We start from the raw sequence: 14,672 nt of genomic DNA on the forward strand, positions 1-14,672 counted from the left end.
TTAGATACCACATCCTAAAGAAGGAGGTGTTCTATGGCGGAGAAGATAATAGGTATAGACCTTGGGACAACAAACTCTGTAGTGGCGGTTATGGTGGGTGATGAGCCTGTGGTTATTGCCAATCAAGAGGGTTCAAGGCTTACGCCTTCGGTGGTCTCTTGGACAAAGGAAAAGGAGGTGCTTGTGGGTGAGCCTGCAAAAAGGCGTGCCATACTTGACCCAGAAAATACTGTATACGAGTCTAAGAGGTTCATAGGTAGGAAGTACGAGGAAGTGCTTGATGAAGCAAAACGTGTTTCTTACAAGGTTGTGCCAGATGATAAGGGAGATGCCAGTTTTGAGATACCAAACTTAGGTAGGAAAGTCCGTCCAGAAGAGGTGGGTGCTCAAGTCCTCAAAAAGCTAAAGGAGGCTGCGGAGGCATACCTCGGAGAAAAGATAACAAAGGCGGTTATAACAGTTCCTGCCTACTTTAACGAAAGGCAAAGACAAGCTACAAAGGATGCAGGTAAGATAGCAGGGCTTGAGGTGCTTAGAATTCTTAACGAGCCAACCGCTGCAGCACTTGCCTATGGACTTGATAAGAAAAGCGATGTGAGGATACTTGTTTACGACTTTGGTGGTGGAACCTTTGACGTTTCCATTCTTGAAGGTGGAGAAGGAGTGATAGAAGTTAAGGCTACCTCAGGAGATACACATCTTGGTGGTGCAAACATAGACGAAAGGATAATGGAGTGGCTGATAGAGGAGTTCAAGAAAGAAACTGGTGTTGACCTAAGAAAAGATAGGACCGCTTTGCAAAGGCTAAAGGAAGCCAGCGAGCAAGCAAAGAAGGAACTATCCTTTAAGTTGGAAACGGAGATAAATCTACCCTTTATAACCATAGACCCATCCACCAATCAACCTTTGCACCTACAGAAAAAGCTTACAAGAGCAAGACTTGAAGAGATGATAAAAGACCTCATAGACAGAACTATGGATATCGTTAAAAAAGCCCTTGAGGATGCCAAACTAAGACCTCAAGATATTGACGAAGTAGTGCTTGTGGGAGGTTCTACGAGGATTCCTCTTGTTCAGCAAAGGATAAGGGAATTCTTTGGCAAAGAACCACACAAGGGTGTAAACCCAGACGAAGTGGTGGCAGTGGGTGCTGCCATACAGGCTGGTGTGCTTTCTGGAGAGGTTAAGGACATACTCCTTGTGGACGTAACTCCTCTTTCTCTTGGTGTGGAAACCTATGGCGGTGTTATGACGGTTCTTATACCCAGAAACACACCCATACCCTACAGGAAATGTGAAATCTTTACCACAGCCAGCGATTATCAAACAGAAGTGGAAATCCACGTGCTACAAGGCGAACGTCCAATGGCAAAAGACAACAAATCCCTGGGTAAGTTTTATCTCACTGGGATACCGCCAGCACCAAGAGGCGTTCCAAAGATTGAGGTGTGCTTTGACATAGATGCGGATGGTATTCTCCATGTGACCGCAAAGGACTTAGGCACCGGCAAAGAGCAGTCCATTAGGGTTCAGGCATCTTCGGGTCTTACACAGGAAGAGATAGAGAGGATGATAAGGGAAGCTCAGCTTCACGAGGAAGAGGATAGGAAAAAGAAAGAGTTGGTAGAAGCCAAAAACCAACTTGACCAGCATATTTACAACCTTGAAAAGGTTCTCAAAGAAAACAGAGAAAAACTGCCCACGGATATGGTTTCAGAGATAGAAAGGACCATAGAAGAGGCAAAGAGGGTCTTTGCAAGCTCTCAAGATGTGCAAGAAGTAAGAAGGACTATTGAACGGGTGCTTGAGACCGCTGGTAAGATAGGAAGCTATATATATCAAGGACAAACCACACAAAAGGGTGAAGGTGGAGACGTTATAGAAGGAAAGCCTATATGATATAATATAGACCGCCAATGGCGGTCGTTTCCCTTTTTCTTATTATTTTTTTAGTAGATGGTCTTTTTGCCTACGATAGAAGAACAAAAGCTCAACAACTCTATAAACTTCTCAACACAGATTGCATATGGTATTGTGGCGGTGAGCCAACAGAGAACTTAAAGAAACTTGAAGAAATATTCTCCTTAGCCATCCATCACGGGCTTGCTCCCGAAGACTATAAACTTACAAACAGTGCCAATCCAGAACTCGCTACCACAGAGACCCTTATTAACCTTGCCTATCAACTCTACTATGGAAGAGTAAGACCTTCGGAAGTATACAGGCAATTAAACCTACCTACTAAACCAGACAGAGTCCTTAAGGTCCTTGCAAGCCTCATAAAGGAGGGGAGGCTTGAGGACTTCTTCTCTGAGCTTGCTCCCAAAAGTAAGGACTATTGGTTTTTGGTGGAGCAGGCTAAGTTTTACCATGACTTGTCCAATTTTGAATGGAGAGCTATAAGGGTCGCAAAGCCTCTACGCTATGGAGATAAAAGTCCGTGTATTGATGAAATAAGGTTTAGGCTCTTTCTTTTGGGAGACCTGCAGGAGTATAATCCATCTGAGAGTTTTGATGATGCACTGCTCCAAGCAGTAAAAAACTTCCAAAGAAGACACGGTTTGCCAGAAAGTGGAGTTATAGACCAAAAGACCCTTGCGGAGTTGAACGTAAGTCCAAGAGATAGGCTTAGACAAATATACCTAAACCTTGAAAAACACCGCTGGCTACCAGAGGAATTTAAGAAGGCTGTTGTAGTAAACGTGCCTTCTTTTGAGCTTTTTCTTATAGAAGGTGGCTCTGTAAAGCTTTATTCAAGAGTGATAGTAGGTAGGAATTATGTAAAAGACTTTAGACCCACACCCATGCTCTACAGCAGGATAGAAAGCATTACAGTAAACCCAAGGTGGTATGTGCCTGTAAGCATAGCAACCAAGGATATACTTCCAAAGGTAAAGAGAAACCCAGAGTATCTTAAAAGGAAAGGCTTTAGAGTATTCCTTGGAGAGGAGGAGATAGACCCACTGCAGGTGGACTGGAGTCAGTATAACGAAAGGAACTTTCCCTTTAGGCTTGTTCAAGAACCCGGAAGAAGGAACGCACTTGGCGTTATAAAGTTTAACTTCCCTAACCCCTTTGCGGTTTACCTACACGATACACCAGAAAGACATCTTTTCAACCACACTAAAAGAGCCTTTAGCTCTGGATGTATAAGGGTGGAGAAGGCAAGACAGTTAGCTATAAGCCTGTTGGGAGAGGGTTGGAACGACAAAAAGTTAGAAAATCTCATAAAAAGCGGACAAACTCAAACTCTAAGGGTCAACCCACCAGTTCCTATATACATACTCTACTTTACCGCCTTTGAAAGAAACGGCGTGCTTCATTTTAGAGAAGACCTGTATGGATATGATACAATTTTGTCTCGTGCACTCTTTAGGATTGGAGGTAGGAGATGACAAGGAGAGAGCTCTTAAAATCAATGGGGTATATAGGATGCCTGCTTATGACGGGCTCTTTATCTTATGCTTCGGTCTTTGAGATTAAAGGTATCTCGGAGGGAGCAAGATACCTTGACCTTTATTCTTTGAACACTGGTGAAAGCCTCAGGACCGTTTACTGGATAGACGGAGAGTATATAGAAAGCTCCCTTAGGGAGATAAACTGGCTTTTGAGAGACTACAGAAGCGGAGAGGTTGCTCCAATAGATGTGGGGCTTCTTGACCTTTTATATCTCATAACCAAGCTATCTGGAAGGGAAAAGGTGGAAGTAATATCCGGATATAGGTCTCCCTCTACCAATGCTTACCTCAGCAGAGTAAAAGGAGGTGTTGCCAGAGATAGCTACCATACACGTGGAAAGGCAATAGATATAAGGTTGCAGGGCATGAGCCTAAGTCAGTTAAGAGACCTTGCGATTAGTTTAAGGGCTGGTGGAGTAGGATACTATCCGAGGTCTGGCTTTGTGCACCTTGATACTGGACCTTTTAGGTATTGGTAATGATAAGGGTTTTTGTGGGTTTTTTTACCACTAAGAAGATACAGGAAGCGGTGGAGAAAATACGAACACAAAGCGAGAAATTTATAAAGGGAAAGTGGGTAGAACCACAGAACTTTCATATGACCTTTCAGTTTATAGGGGATTTGCAACAAGAAAGGCTCACAGATCTTTTGAAAACTCTTCAGGATATAGCACAATCTAATAAGCCCATAAGGGTGAAGTATAGAGGTTTGGGAGTTTTTCCAAGCCTTGATAGAGCTCGGGTTCTTTGGATAGGTGTATCAGAGGGTCATAGACAGCTCATAGAGCTTGCAAGAAATATAGTAAGAGCCAATAGACAGGTAGGTATAAGGGATGAAGGTAAACCCTTTTACCCACATGTGACCATATGCAGAATAAAGGAATTTGACAAAAGAGGCTTGAAGGACCTTATGCGTCAATATGAAAATACCACTTTTGGAGAAGACCTCGTTGATAGGGTTATACTCATAAAAAGTTCTCTAACCTCTGTAGGACCCATATACACTGTTATAGAGGAGTTTTATTTCCATGGGTAAGTGGACTTATGAAAGGGCTGGCGTAAGCATAGAGAGGGCTGAAGCCTTTGTGGACTATATAAGGGAAAAAATAAAGACCTTGCCTCATCAAGCACTGCTCTTTGGCTCCTTTGCCAGCGGTATAAAGCTCAAAGGTTACAAAAACCCTGTTCTTATGCTTACGACCGACGGTGTAGGCACAAAGCTAAAAGTGGCTCAGGCGGTAGGTGTTCACAACACGGTAGGTATAGACCTTGTTGCTATGAACGTAAACGACCTTTTGACCACTGGTGCAAAACCTATAGCTTTCCTTGACTATATAGCAACAGGCAAGATAGACCTAAAGGTTATGAAGGAAGTTATGGATGGTATAGTGGAAGGTTGCAAGCTTGCGGAAGTGCCACTTGTGGGTGGAGAGACCGCAGAGATGCCAGACTTTTATCCAGAGGGAGTGTATGACCTTGCAGGTTTCTGTCTTGGCGTGTGCGAGGAGGAGGAGCTCATTACTGGTGAAAGCATAGAAGCAGGAGATATTATAATAGGCTTTCCCTCAAGCGGGTTTCATAGCAACGGATACAGCCTTATAAGAAAGGTGTTAGAAGACAACCGCATAAGTTATAAGGACAAGTTTGAAGGTAGAGAGGTTTGGGAAGTGCTTTTAGAGCCCACTAAGATATATCTCCAAGAGGTGCAAAGTTTAAGGTCTTCTGGTATAAGGATAAAAGGAATGGCTCATATAACAGGTGGTGGCATACCGGGAAACCTTGTTAGAATACTTCCAGAAGGTCTAAGGGCGGTGGTGGAGAAGGAGAAAATTCCCAAAAATCCCCTTTTTGACTGGATAAGGGATTTAGGAAAAATACAGGAAGAGGAGATGTTTAGAACCTTTAACATGGGCGTGGGTTTTATGGTAGTAGTTGGGAAAGAGGACGTGCCTTATGTCCTTAAGGCAGTTCCTTCTGCCTTTGTCTGTGGATTTATTGAGGAGGGTAAAAAGCATGTGGCTATCGTTTAGAATTATACTCCCGCTTCTTACATTGGCGAGCTTTTCCCTTGCACAGGTGGTGAGGGAGATAAGAGTGGAAGGAGCAGAGTATGTGCCAGAGGATGTAATACTTGGGCTAATAAACATAAGACGGGGCAGTCTTTATAGCCCAGATATGGTTAGGGAAAGTATAAGGCGTATGTATAGAACAGGCTTCTTTGATAAGGTGGAGGTTTATGAAGAAAGAATTGGTGAGGATGTGGTGCTTGTATACAGGATAAAAGACCTGCCTGTTATATACAAAATAGAGTTTGTGGGCAACAGAAAGATAAAGTCTGATGAGCTGGAAAGGAAAATAGGCATAGAGACGGAGGTGGGTAAAATAGAACCAGAGGAGCTAATAAAAGGATTTACATCAGCACCTGCCATAGAGGAAAGACTGGAAATACAAAGAAGGCTTAGGCTCGGAAGGGTGCTCACCCGTGAAGAGTTAGAGTTTATAAAGAGGAGGATAATAGAAGCCTACATGAAGGAGGGCTATCCCAACGTCCAAGTAAGCTATGAACTTGTCCCAAAGAAGGGAGCATCAAAAGTGGTTTACAAAATAGTGGAAGGAGAACCAGAGTATGTAAGGACCATAAACTTCACTGGAAACAAAACCTTTAGTAGAGGTAAGCTACTTGGGCTTATGGAAACAAAGCCAGTTAGTCTCCCTTCTCTTAGGCTAAAGCCACCCTTTAGCGAGGATATATTAAAAGAAGACATAAGGAAGATAAGAGATTTTTACCGCTCAGAGGGTTTTCTTGAAGTAGAAGTGGACTATTCAATAAGAAAGGAAGGAAACAGATACGAAATAGACATAAAAATACAAGAAGGACCAAGATACAAACTATCTGACTTAAGGATAGAAGGAAACAATTTATACGCATACTCTGAACTGGTGGGAGACCTGCTTAAGAAAAACAGAGGAGGCTACTACAGAAAAGAAGTAATAGACAGGATAAAGGAAAACATAAGGAGGAAATACTCAGAGATAGGTTTTCTTGGTGTCCTTGTGGAAGAAAAGGAATCGGTGGACAGGGAAAACAAAAAGGTAAGTGTAAGTTTGAAAGTGGATGAGGGTGAACCTGTCTACGTAAACAGGATAGAGGTCCAAGGCAACTACGAAACAAGGGACTATGTTATAAGAAGAGAGCTAAGATTCCAAGAGGGTGAGCTGGCAAACCAAAGAGAAATAGACCGTTCAAGGACAAGGATTTTTAACCTTGGATACTATCAAGATGTTTCTATAGACCCATTTCCAACCTTTGGTAATAACTGGGACTTTTCCGCAAGAGTAAGAGAGAGGTTCACGGGACAGTTTTCCATAGGTCTTGGCTATAATCAAGTAACTGGTGTTTCCGGCTTCGTCTCTTTGCGTAAGGGTAACTTCCTCGGAACAGGTGATATAGCAGGCATATCTATATCATACGGAAGCAAATACAAGGACAATTCTCTTTCTTATACAAGAAAATGGTTTCTCAACCAGCCTATAGACCTTACTGGTTCTGTCTATGACAGAAGGATAGAGTACACCACCTATACAGTGGAGAGAACTGGTGTAGACTTTATATTCTCAAAGGAGTTTGCAGAGTTTTGGAGGGCAAGTGCAGGAATTAGCCTTCAAAGGGTTAGGTATAAGGATATCTCTCCTGATGCATCAGTCCTTATAAAAGAAGAGGCGGGAACGAGGCAATCAAGAAAGTTTATCTTTGGTTTGACAAGGGATACGAGGGATAACTATCTATTCCCTTCAAGTGGCTCTCTCACAGAACTGGGTTATTCGGTGGCTGTGCCCGTGTTAGGTGGAAACGAGAGGTTTAATAAGATAACTCTATCTCATCAAACCTTTTTCAAGGATAGTTGGTTAGACACTGGTCTTATACTGTCTCTCAAAGGCTCTTTTGGTTTTGTTGAACCCTACGGTGGTAAAAGAGTGCCATTGGATGAAAGGTTTTTCGTAGGAGGAGATTTTACGGTAAGAGGTTATAAGTACGGTTATGCAGGTCCTCTTGACCCTAACACACAAGACCCTATCGGTGCAAAAAGACAACTTATATTATCTGCGGAAGCAAACTACCCAATCTATAAAAACATACTATACGGTGCACTCTTTTATGACACTGGTCTTGGCTTTAACGATTGGAGTGAGTTAAAGACCCAGAACCTGAAGGGTGGCTTTGGTGTTGGTATAAGGTTTGTAACACCCATTGCTCCCATAAAGTTAGACTGGGCTTTTAAAACGAAAAAGGTGCCAGGTGATACGTCAAGGAGCAGAATACATTTTGTGTTAGGATTTTTCTTCTAATGGTGCCAAGGGCTTTAACTATAGCAGGCTCTGATAGCGGTGGCGGTGCTGGAATACAAGCAGACCTAAAGACCTTTACTGTGCTGGGCGTATATGGGATGAGTGCTATAACTTCCATAACCGTCCAAAACACAGTGGGAGTTTATGAAGTTGTGGACCTTCCACCAAGGGTGGTATATGACCAAATAAGGGTTGTGGTAGAGGACATAGGCGTGGATGCCTGCAAAACTGGCATGCTCTCCAACGAAGATATAATAAGGGCAGTGGCAAAGGCTATAAAGGATACAAGGATTGAAAAGCTCGTGGTAGACCCTGTAATGAGGGCAAAGTCTGGAGACCCTCTTTTAAAACAATCCGCAAGAGAAACGCTTATAAGAGAAATCCTTCCTCTTGCACTTTTGGTAACTCCAAACATTCCAGAGGCTGAGGAGTTGTGTGGTTTTAAAATAAGAAACCTTGAGGATATGGAAAAGGCTTGCAAAAAGATACTTTCTTATGGTCCATCCGCAGTTGTGGTAAAGGGCGGACATATGGAGGGTAAGGAGTCTGTGGATGTGTTCTATGACGGTAAGGTCTTTGAATACTTAAAGGGAGAGTTTATAAACACAAAAAACACCCATGGCACTGGATGCACCTTCTCTTCTGCTATAACCTCCTATCTGGCAAAGGGATACAGTCTCATAGACTCTGTGCGTATGGCAAAGGAATATATTCAAAAAGCCATAGAGAATTCCCTACCCCTTGGCAGAGGACATGGACCCCTCAATCACATGTGGCCCTTCTACTCCTTTAAAACATAAGCAACCGCCACGGAGAATTCCCTCTCATGGGATAGGGAAACAAGGACTTTTACATCTTCATAGCCCTCTCTTAGTATTCTCACCCTTGCAGGCTTCCCTCTATCGCCATAGACTTCTATTTCCGAAAACTTGAGCATTACACCGTAAACCTGATAAAAAGCTTTTAGCACCGCCTCTTTGCAAGCCCAACGCGCAGAAAGGCATTCATAAAAGCTCCGCTGACCCATACAGTATCTTAGCTCCTCTTCCGTATAAACGCGTTTTAGAAACCTCTCTCCAAACCTTTCTATTGCGGACTTTATCCTCTGATTGCTTACTATGTCTATGCCTACCATGATAAACTATCTTACATGTTCTTGCTTACTCTTAGCATAGTATTTTACTTTGTTGCCTTTGTATTTTCCCTGATTTCCTATTTCGTGGATAGGGTTAAGGAGTTTACTCGTCTTTTTCTCTCTTCCGCACTCATATTTTACATGCTTCACATAAGCAGTTTGTCCTTCAAGGTTGGCAGTTTTCCCTTCGCAGACACTTATGGCTTTTATTCCCTCTTAGGAAACGTCATCTTAGGCATTCTCATAATCCTATCTTTCAAATACGAGTATCTTTGGAAGTTTTCCGCTTTTTTTGCAATATTTGGAATACTTTCAACCCTTTTGGCTATGCCCGCAGAACCCTCACCCTACAGAAGTCCTCTGTATTCCCTTCATATAACCTCCGCCCTTGCTTCTTACACCTTTGCTTTCTTGGGAGGCTTTTCATCCATACTAAAACTTATCCTTGAAACAAGATTAAAACAAAAAAACATAACAGGCTTTTTTATGCCCCTTAGCCTTCTCAGAGGAGCGGAAAGGCTTTCTATGAACCTAAGCTTTCTCTTCCTTACCCTTACCCTCATTTTTGGGAGTTTGTGGAGCAGGAGCTTTTTTGGAAAACATTGGGTAAGTGACCCAAAGCTTGTCTTTGTGCTATACCTATGGACATACTATGCGATAGTTGTTCACCTCAACCTCCTCAAGAGGATAAAGCCCAAAACCCTATCTTATGCGGTCATACTTGGGATGGTTTTTACCATGCTTAACATAATCTTTGTTAGACATGAGCTGTAAAAGAATATTTCTCGTAGGTTTTATGTGTAGTGGAAAGAGCACCGTGGGTAGACTTCTTGCGGACATGTTAGGCTGGCGGTTTGTGGACGTAGACAAGGAAGTTGAAAGGATAGAAAAGATGAGTATACCTGAGATATTTGAAACCAAAGGAGAAGACTATTTTAGAAGGCGTGAGTTAGAGGTTCTCATGGATTTGGTAAAAGATGAAGGGCTTGTAATAAGCACGGGAGGTGGTTTAGGTAGCAATCCTAAGGCTATGGAGTTAATGAAAACTTCAGGTCTTATCGTTTGGCTAAGGATAGACTTTGAAACCTTTTTAGAAAGATGTGGAAAAGACCCATCAAGACCACTTTTGAGAAAGAGCAAGGAAGAACTCCTTAAACTATTTGAAAGCAGGTCCAGGATTTATGCCAAAGCACACCTTGAACTTGATGGGTCGTTATACCCATCTACACTTGCAGAGGAAATAACTCGTGCTTGCAAAAGCTATCCTTTTACTTTATAATTGAACCTTAAAGGAGGTGTTATGTTGAAAAGAGTAGGTTTCCTCTCAGCTTTTGTAGTGGCGTTATTCTCTCTTAATGCTTGCGGGCAGAGTTCTGCTAAGTGCCCTACAAAGGAACAGGTTAAAACCTCTGTGAAAGATTTTATACCTCAAGATTTTAGCGTTGAAGCTGTATCCCCGCTTCAAAACATAGACGGTCTTTGTGAAGTGGTTATCAAAGTTGGCATACAGCCTTTGGTTTTCTACATGGACAGTAAAGGTGAATACTTGCTTGCAGGAAACTTAATAAGCGTAAAGGACAAAAAGAATATAACCAGAGACAGACAGCAGGAGTTTATGAAGGTATCCGCAGAGCAACTTAAAGAGTTAGAAAAACACGTAAATGTAAGACATGGAGAGGGTGAAAAATACATATACTTTATAACAGACCCAGATTGCCCCTTCTGTAAGAGGAGCAACCCAATAGTAGAAGAGTGGGCAAAGAAAAATAATGTCCAGATAAGACTTATCTTCTTCCCCCTTCCAATACATCCAGAAGCCTTCATTAAAGCAGTTTCAGTGATATGTGACAAAAAAGGCTTTAAGGAATATGCGGAGGGCTACATTTCTCAAAATCAATGTGAAGAGGGCAAAAGGGCAGTTGAAGCGAACCTTGAGCTGATGGAAAAGCTGGGTATAAATGGCACACCTACTTTTATAGGTATGAACGGAAGGGTGCACTCAGGACTTCCCACAGAGGAGGACCTTAATAAGCTCATAAATTAATCGGAGGGTAGCAACAACCTGTACTGTAGGAAGGGTTCCCAATAAGTAGCCTTGGTATTTCCATAATTGGATGAGCGTCTAATGCCTAAGAATAGTGTATCTTTTCCTATAAGCCTTCCACCCAAACCTACAGAAAGTCCATACCCTAAACCGCTGAAAGTATTGTAAAAGACTTCAGAGTCAAGGAAAGGAGACAGGGGTCTACTCAACATCTCCTTGCTATCTAATCCAAACCGCAAGCCTATGCCTACCGTAAAACTATCCGCTGGAAGAACTCTTGGATTTTCAAAACTATACAATCTTAGCAATCTATTGCTTTTGTTATTTTTCTCTTCATAATCCGCAAAAGCAGTATAAAACCTAAAAGTGTAATCTGGATAAGCAACCCTTAACTTATAAAACGTTTCAAGATAAAGGTTAAAACCTTGACCTATCTCTTTCATGTCTTGTGATTTAAATCTATTGTATTCAAAGGTTGAGCTTAATCCTATACGAGGAGAAAGCGATTTAAAAGCGTTTATGGAAACACCATCTTTAACAGCACTTAGGCTCATTATGAAGGTTTCACTTGCAGGTTTATTGTAGTATACGGAAGTAGTTACATTATCTACGGTATGTAACCTTTTAGAAGCCTTTGCTTCTACACCCGCAAAGTCCTTAATGCCTTTACCTAAAACCGTTCCAATTTCATAATAGCCATTGTTCACATTAATCCTTAATGCAACACTGTTGTATACGAAGGAAGAGGGAAGGTTTGCAAGTGCTGGATTGCTGTTATACATCAAGAAACCGCCTTCTCTGTTAAGCAGTATATACCACTTATCCGTTAGCGCATACATTAAGTGTAGGTTGTATAGCAAATAACCGGTTTTATTCACATTCCTTTGAGAAGCTCCAATTCGTATCTGGCTCACATAGTAGTCAACTAACTGTCTTAGCTGTTCGTATACTAAGGCATCCTCCGGGTTCTTTTCAAGGCTCTGTTGGGCATGTTCTACAGCCTTCCTATATTGACCAAGTCTTCTATAGGATTCCACCACATCTCTATAGGGCAATATATCAGCCATCTCCTCTAAAAGCTGGTTTATGCGCTCCCTATCGTTGTTCCTAAGTGCAAGGTTTAACTCCATCCAGGGCTCAAGTTTAGCTTTCTTTATATTCTTTAGATATTCAATCTCTTCATAAAAGTTGTTTACAAAAAGATGCGAAAGGTATATGTTTAACCAAATTTCAGGTCTCAACTCCTCCCTTGCTTTAGCTAACAAGTCCTGCATATAGTATGATGGAAGTATACCCACACCACTCATTAAGGTAATTCTAAGTTCATCAGGGTCCCTCGGCATTTTTCCATCCTTTAAAACATCTCTAACCAAAGTATGTCTTATCATGTTCGCCTCTTCAGTCCTTCCCATAAGATTGAGTGCGTAGGAGTATAAGAGAAGCTCTTCTCTGTCCTTTTCCTTGATTTGGTCTAAAAGCCTCTTAGCCTTATACCCCTCTTGTCTTGACATGTATAGAAGGGCAAATTCCTTTGGAAGCATTCTTTCTTCAGATGAGAAGTTCCTAATAAGGTAATCTATAAGCTCTCTATCATGGAAACCGACTGCAATATATATGGCGTTAGAAAGTAAACTTAAAGAAGGTTTAGCCTTCAAGGAATGCAATATAATCTGCCTTGCTTCTTGCCTTCTACCCAACATATACAGAGCTCTTGTATAAATGGCGGTAAGATAGGAATTAGCCAAGAGCTTTTCCCTATCATATTCTCTATATGCATCAACTATACCTTTCCAATCACCCAAAGCACTAAGACCTTCTACCCAAAGTGTAAATAGATATTCATCCCTACTCTTTCTATAGCCTATAGATGCATACTCTATAGCTTTCGTATAATTCTTCTTTAAGGAATAATAGGTATAAAGCCTTATGTAATCATCTTTGCTTGCTTTGCCCATCTTATGAAGCACCTCAGAAGCCTTTGCAGAAGTTTCTATGTCTTGATTAATCCATGCAAGTGCAGAAAGTCTTCTTAAATATAGGATATAAAGGTCTTCCTTATCGCTTTCAATCTTCCCAAAGTATCTCTTTAAAAGCTCATAAGCTTCTTTTTGCTTTCTTTCAGACAATACGATCTCTGAGTAGAGTATAACTTCTTCCAACTTCAATGGTCTAATGGCTTCTAATTTTTCCATGTATTCCCTCGCCTGTTTATATTTCCCATATCTAAACTGCGCTAATGCGATATAATAAAGGTATTCATCCTTTTTCTTCTTTCTGTAAAGCTCTTCCGCAAGCTTTATAAATTCTTCTTCTTTACCTGCACTGATGAATATAAAATAAACTTCTTCGGGCTTTAGGTTCTCTACTAACCATGGATACTTTCTGATAAGATTTACCACAAGGTCGTAGCGATTTATAGAAAGTGCTAATTTGAATGTTTCTAATATTCTTTCTCTTACAGGTCTTAATTCTATTAGTTTTAGGTTTGCTTCCATAACTTCCTCTGTTTTCCCGAGCCAAGAAGCCAGTCTACCATACCACTCCCACCAGTATGGGTCATTCGAATAGATTTCTACCCCCCTTTTTGCTACCTCAAAAGCATTCTGAAGGTCGTTAGCTCCTAAGAAAGTAGAAAGAAGTAATCTAAGTGCTTCTTGGCTTGGATATTTTGCTCTGGGTCTTTCTAAAGAAAAAGCTGAGCCAATAAACAAAATACTTGTAATCGTAAACATAAGCAACCTCTTGGTCATTTCAATACCTCCTTCTTTATACCTTCCGCAATTTCTCTGGCAAAGAAGGGGTCACCAGTAGCAAGAGCAGACTTAAGAACAAGCTTTAAAACCTCTTCATCCTTAGCAAACTCCATATAGTGCATTCTTATGAACTTCTTCAAACCATCGTAATCTTCCTTCCACAAGTACATCTGAACAATCTTTGTGAATAACACCTTTCTATCCTTATAACTCCTTGCTTGCAAAAAGAGTTTCTCATACTCTTTTATTCCTATATCTAAGGCTAAACCTGGTTGGGGAGTAGTTAACAAACCCTTTGTTAATTCTGCATAAAAGCTCTTATCTAACTTACCACTTACCTTTTGTAGAGTGTTTCTCGCTTCCTTATTGTTTTTTACTATATATACCGCATCATTAACATAATTCCTTCTGTTAGATACATCCTTTCTGTATAGTTCAGAAGCATATAAAAGGGCTTTTTCCACATCCATAAGTGCTATGGCATAGCGATAGGCTTGCTTCAACCATTCTACGTTCCCTGTAATTTGATAGAGTTTTTCTGCAGATACCATAACTACGAATGGTAGGTTCATACTAATGGCTTCTCTATTTATTTCTATTAATAACTCCTTTTCATTCGTAGACTTGATAGCTTCCAAAAGATAAGTCTGCATTTTTTGCACGTCTCCACCCTTTTTTGCAAAGAATTTCGCCTTTTCTATTCTGTATAACGCCATATAAGCCTTATCTCTATATCTTGTATTCAAAAGTTTTTGTGCCTCTAACTCCGCTTCTTGAAACTCTCCTGCTTGAGTAAGGCTTCCTACTAAGTGTAAGCGTATTATATCGTCATCTTTGATTTTCAACAAGTTCCTAATGTATATAACGTATAGTGCGATGTTGCTTTTCTCTTGAGTTAGGCTGTATTCTTCCAATTTTCCTTTAGGAAACAGCAT

At 41.1% G+C, this 14,672-nt stretch carries 13 protein-coding genes; 10 read left to right on the forward strand and 3 right to left on the reverse strand.

Annotation, left to right across the window (positions count from 1 at the left end; translation table 11 throughout):
* Positions 1 to 33: 33 nt before the first annotated feature.
* Genes dnaK through thiD form a run of 7 tightly spaced genes read left to right on the forward strand, consistent with a single transcriptional unit; the run spans position 34 to position 8,605 of the window.
* Positions 34 to 1,899, forward strand: coding sequence for a molecular chaperone DnaK (gene dnaK, locus WKI49_07425; protein ID MEJ7622316.1), 1,866 nt, complete (start codon positions 34 to 36; stop codon positions 1,897 to 1,899).
* A 17-nt stretch (positions 1,900 to 1,916) separates the two neighbouring features.
* Entirely contained in the window at positions 1,917 to 3,395 is a 1,479-nt protein-coding gene (locus WKI49_07430; GenBank protein ID MEJ7622317.1) for a L,D-transpeptidase family protein, read from the forward strand.
* Positions 3,392 to 3,937 carry a YcbK family protein gene (locus WKI49_07435; protein ID MEJ7622318.1) on the forward strand — a complete coding sequence of 182 codons (546 nt, stop codon included), beginning with the start codon at positions 3,392 to 3,394 and terminating at the stop codon, positions 3,935 to 3,937. Before WKI49_07430 ends, WKI49_07435 begins: the two co-directional genes overlap by 4 nt.
* Complete coding sequence (gene thpR, locus WKI49_07440) at positions 3,937 to 4,494, forward strand: RNA 2',3'-cyclic phosphodiesterase (GenBank protein ID MEJ7622319.1); 558 nt, start codon at positions 3,937 to 3,939, stop codon at positions 4,492 to 4,494. Before WKI49_07435 ends, thpR begins: the two co-directional genes overlap by 1 nt.
* Complete coding sequence (gene purM / locus WKI49_07445; protein ID MEJ7622320.1) at positions 4,487 to 5,488, forward strand: phosphoribosylformylglycinamidine cyclo-ligase; 1,002 nt, start codon at positions 4,487 to 4,489, stop codon at positions 5,486 to 5,488. The genes thpR and purM overlap by 8 nt, the downstream gene beginning before the upstream one ends.
* The gene (gene bamA / locus WKI49_07450) at positions 5,412 to 7,805 is read left to right on the forward strand and encodes an outer membrane protein assembly factor BamA (protein ID MEJ7622321.1); all 2,394 of its coding nucleotides are present in this window, start codon (positions 5,412 to 5,414) and stop codon (positions 7,803 to 7,805) included. The genes purM and bamA overlap by 77 nt, the downstream gene beginning before the upstream one ends.
* Complete coding sequence (thiD, locus tag WKI49_07455; protein MEJ7622322.1) at positions 7,805 to 8,605, forward strand: bifunctional hydroxymethylpyrimidine kinase/phosphomethylpyrimidine kinase; 801 nt, start codon at positions 7,805 to 7,807, stop codon at positions 8,603 to 8,605. The genes bamA and thiD overlap by 1 nt, the downstream gene beginning before the upstream one ends.
* Here the strand turns inward: thiD and acpS are convergent.
* The gene (gene acpS / locus WKI49_07460) at positions 8,587 to 8,940 is read right to left on the reverse strand and encodes a holo-ACP synthase (protein MEJ7622323.1); all 354 of its coding nucleotides are present in this window, start codon (positions 8,938 to 8,940) and stop codon (positions 8,587 to 8,589) included. The genes thiD and acpS overlap by 19 nt on opposite strands.
* Positions 8,941 to 8,955: 15 nt before the next feature.
* Here acpS and ccsA point away from each other — a divergent pair, with 15 nt between their 5' ends.
* From ccsA to WKI49_07475, 3 genes are read left to right on the forward strand one after another with little or no spacing between them, the layout of a single operon-like run.
* Entirely contained in the window at positions 8,956 to 9,714 is a 759-nt protein-coding gene (ccsA, locus tag WKI49_07465; protein MEJ7622324.1) for a cytochrome c biogenesis protein CcsA, read from the forward strand.
* Complete coding sequence (locus WKI49_07470) at positions 9,704 to 10,219, forward strand: shikimate kinase (GenBank protein MEJ7622325.1); 516 nt, start codon at positions 9,704 to 9,706, stop codon at positions 10,217 to 10,219. The genes ccsA and WKI49_07470 overlap by 11 nt, the downstream gene beginning before the upstream one ends.
* A gap of 21 nt (positions 10,220 to 10,240) precedes the next feature.
* Positions 10,241 to 10,984, forward strand: a complete 744-nt coding sequence (locus WKI49_07475) for a DsbC family protein (GenBank protein MEJ7622326.1) — start codon at positions 10,241 to 10,243, stop codon at positions 10,982 to 10,984.
* Here the strand turns inward: WKI49_07475 and WKI49_07480 are convergent.
* Both WKI49_07480 and WKI49_07485 read right to left on the reverse strand, forming a co-directional pair.
* Positions 10,981 to 13,734: a tetratricopeptide repeat protein gene (locus WKI49_07480; protein ID MEJ7622327.1), complete on the reverse strand. Its 2,754-nt coding sequence runs from the start codon at positions 13,732 to 13,734 to the stop codon at positions 10,981 to 10,983. The genes WKI49_07475 and WKI49_07480 overlap by 4 nt on opposite strands.
* A complete protein-coding gene (locus tag WKI49_07485; protein MEJ7622328.1) occupies positions 13,731 to 14,672 on the reverse strand; it encodes a hypothetical protein in 942 nt (313 codons plus the stop codon). The genes WKI49_07480 and WKI49_07485 overlap by 4 nt, the downstream gene beginning before the upstream one ends.

The sequence above is a fragment of the Aquificaceae bacterium genome (genome assembly GCA_037722135.1).
Classification (GTDB): Bacteria; Aquificota; Aquificia; order Aquificales; family Aquificaceae; genus Pampinifervens; species Pampinifervens sericum.

Bases quoted from the DNA above. Each gene is read 5' to 3' on its own strand.
- dnaK (MEJ7622316.1), top strand. From the start codon at position 34: ATGGCGGAGAAGATAATAGGTATAGACCTTGGGACAACAAACTCTGTA.
- WKI49_07430 (MEJ7622317.1), top strand. From the start codon at position 1,917: ATGGCGGTCGTTTCCCTTTTTCTTATTATTTTTTTAGTAGATGGTCTT.
- WKI49_07435 (MEJ7622318.1), top strand. From the start codon at position 3,392: ATGACAAGGAGAGAGCTCTTAAAATCAATGGGGTATATAGGATGCCTG.
- thpR (MEJ7622319.1), top strand. From the start codon at position 3,937: ATGATAAGGGTTTTTGTGGGTTTTTTTACCACTAAGAAGATACAGGAA.
- purM (MEJ7622320.1), top strand. From the start codon at position 4,487: ATGGGTAAGTGGACTTATGAAAGGGCTGGCGTAAGCATAGAGAGGGCT.
- bamA (MEJ7622321.1), top strand. From the start codon at position 5,412: ATGTCCTTAAGGCAGTTCCTTCTGCCTTTGTCTGTGGATTTATTGAGG.
- thiD (MEJ7622322.1), top strand. From the start codon at position 7,805: ATGGTGCCAAGGGCTTTAACTATAGCAGGCTCTGATAGCGGTGGCGGT.
- acpS (MEJ7622323.1), bottom strand. From the start codon at position 8,940: ATGGTAGGCATAGACATAGTAAGCAATCAGAGGATAAAGTCCGCAATA.
- ccsA (MEJ7622324.1), top strand. From the start codon at position 8,956: ATGTTCTTGCTTACTCTTAGCATAGTATTTTACTTTGTTGCCTTTGTA.
- WKI49_07470 (MEJ7622325.1), top strand. From the start codon at position 9,704: ATGAGCTGTAAAAGAATATTTCTCGTAGGTTTTATGTGTAGTGGAAAG.
- WKI49_07475 (MEJ7622326.1), top strand. From the start codon at position 10,241: ATGTTGAAAAGAGTAGGTTTCCTCTCAGCTTTTGTAGTGGCGTTATTC.
- WKI49_07480 (MEJ7622327.1), bottom strand. From the start codon at position 13,734: ATGACCAAGAGGTTGCTTATGTTTACGATTACAAGTATTTTGTTTATT.
- WKI49_07485 (MEJ7622328.1), bottom strand. From the start codon at position 14,672: ATGCTGTTTCCTAAAGGAAAATTGGAAGAATACAGCCTAACTCAAGAG.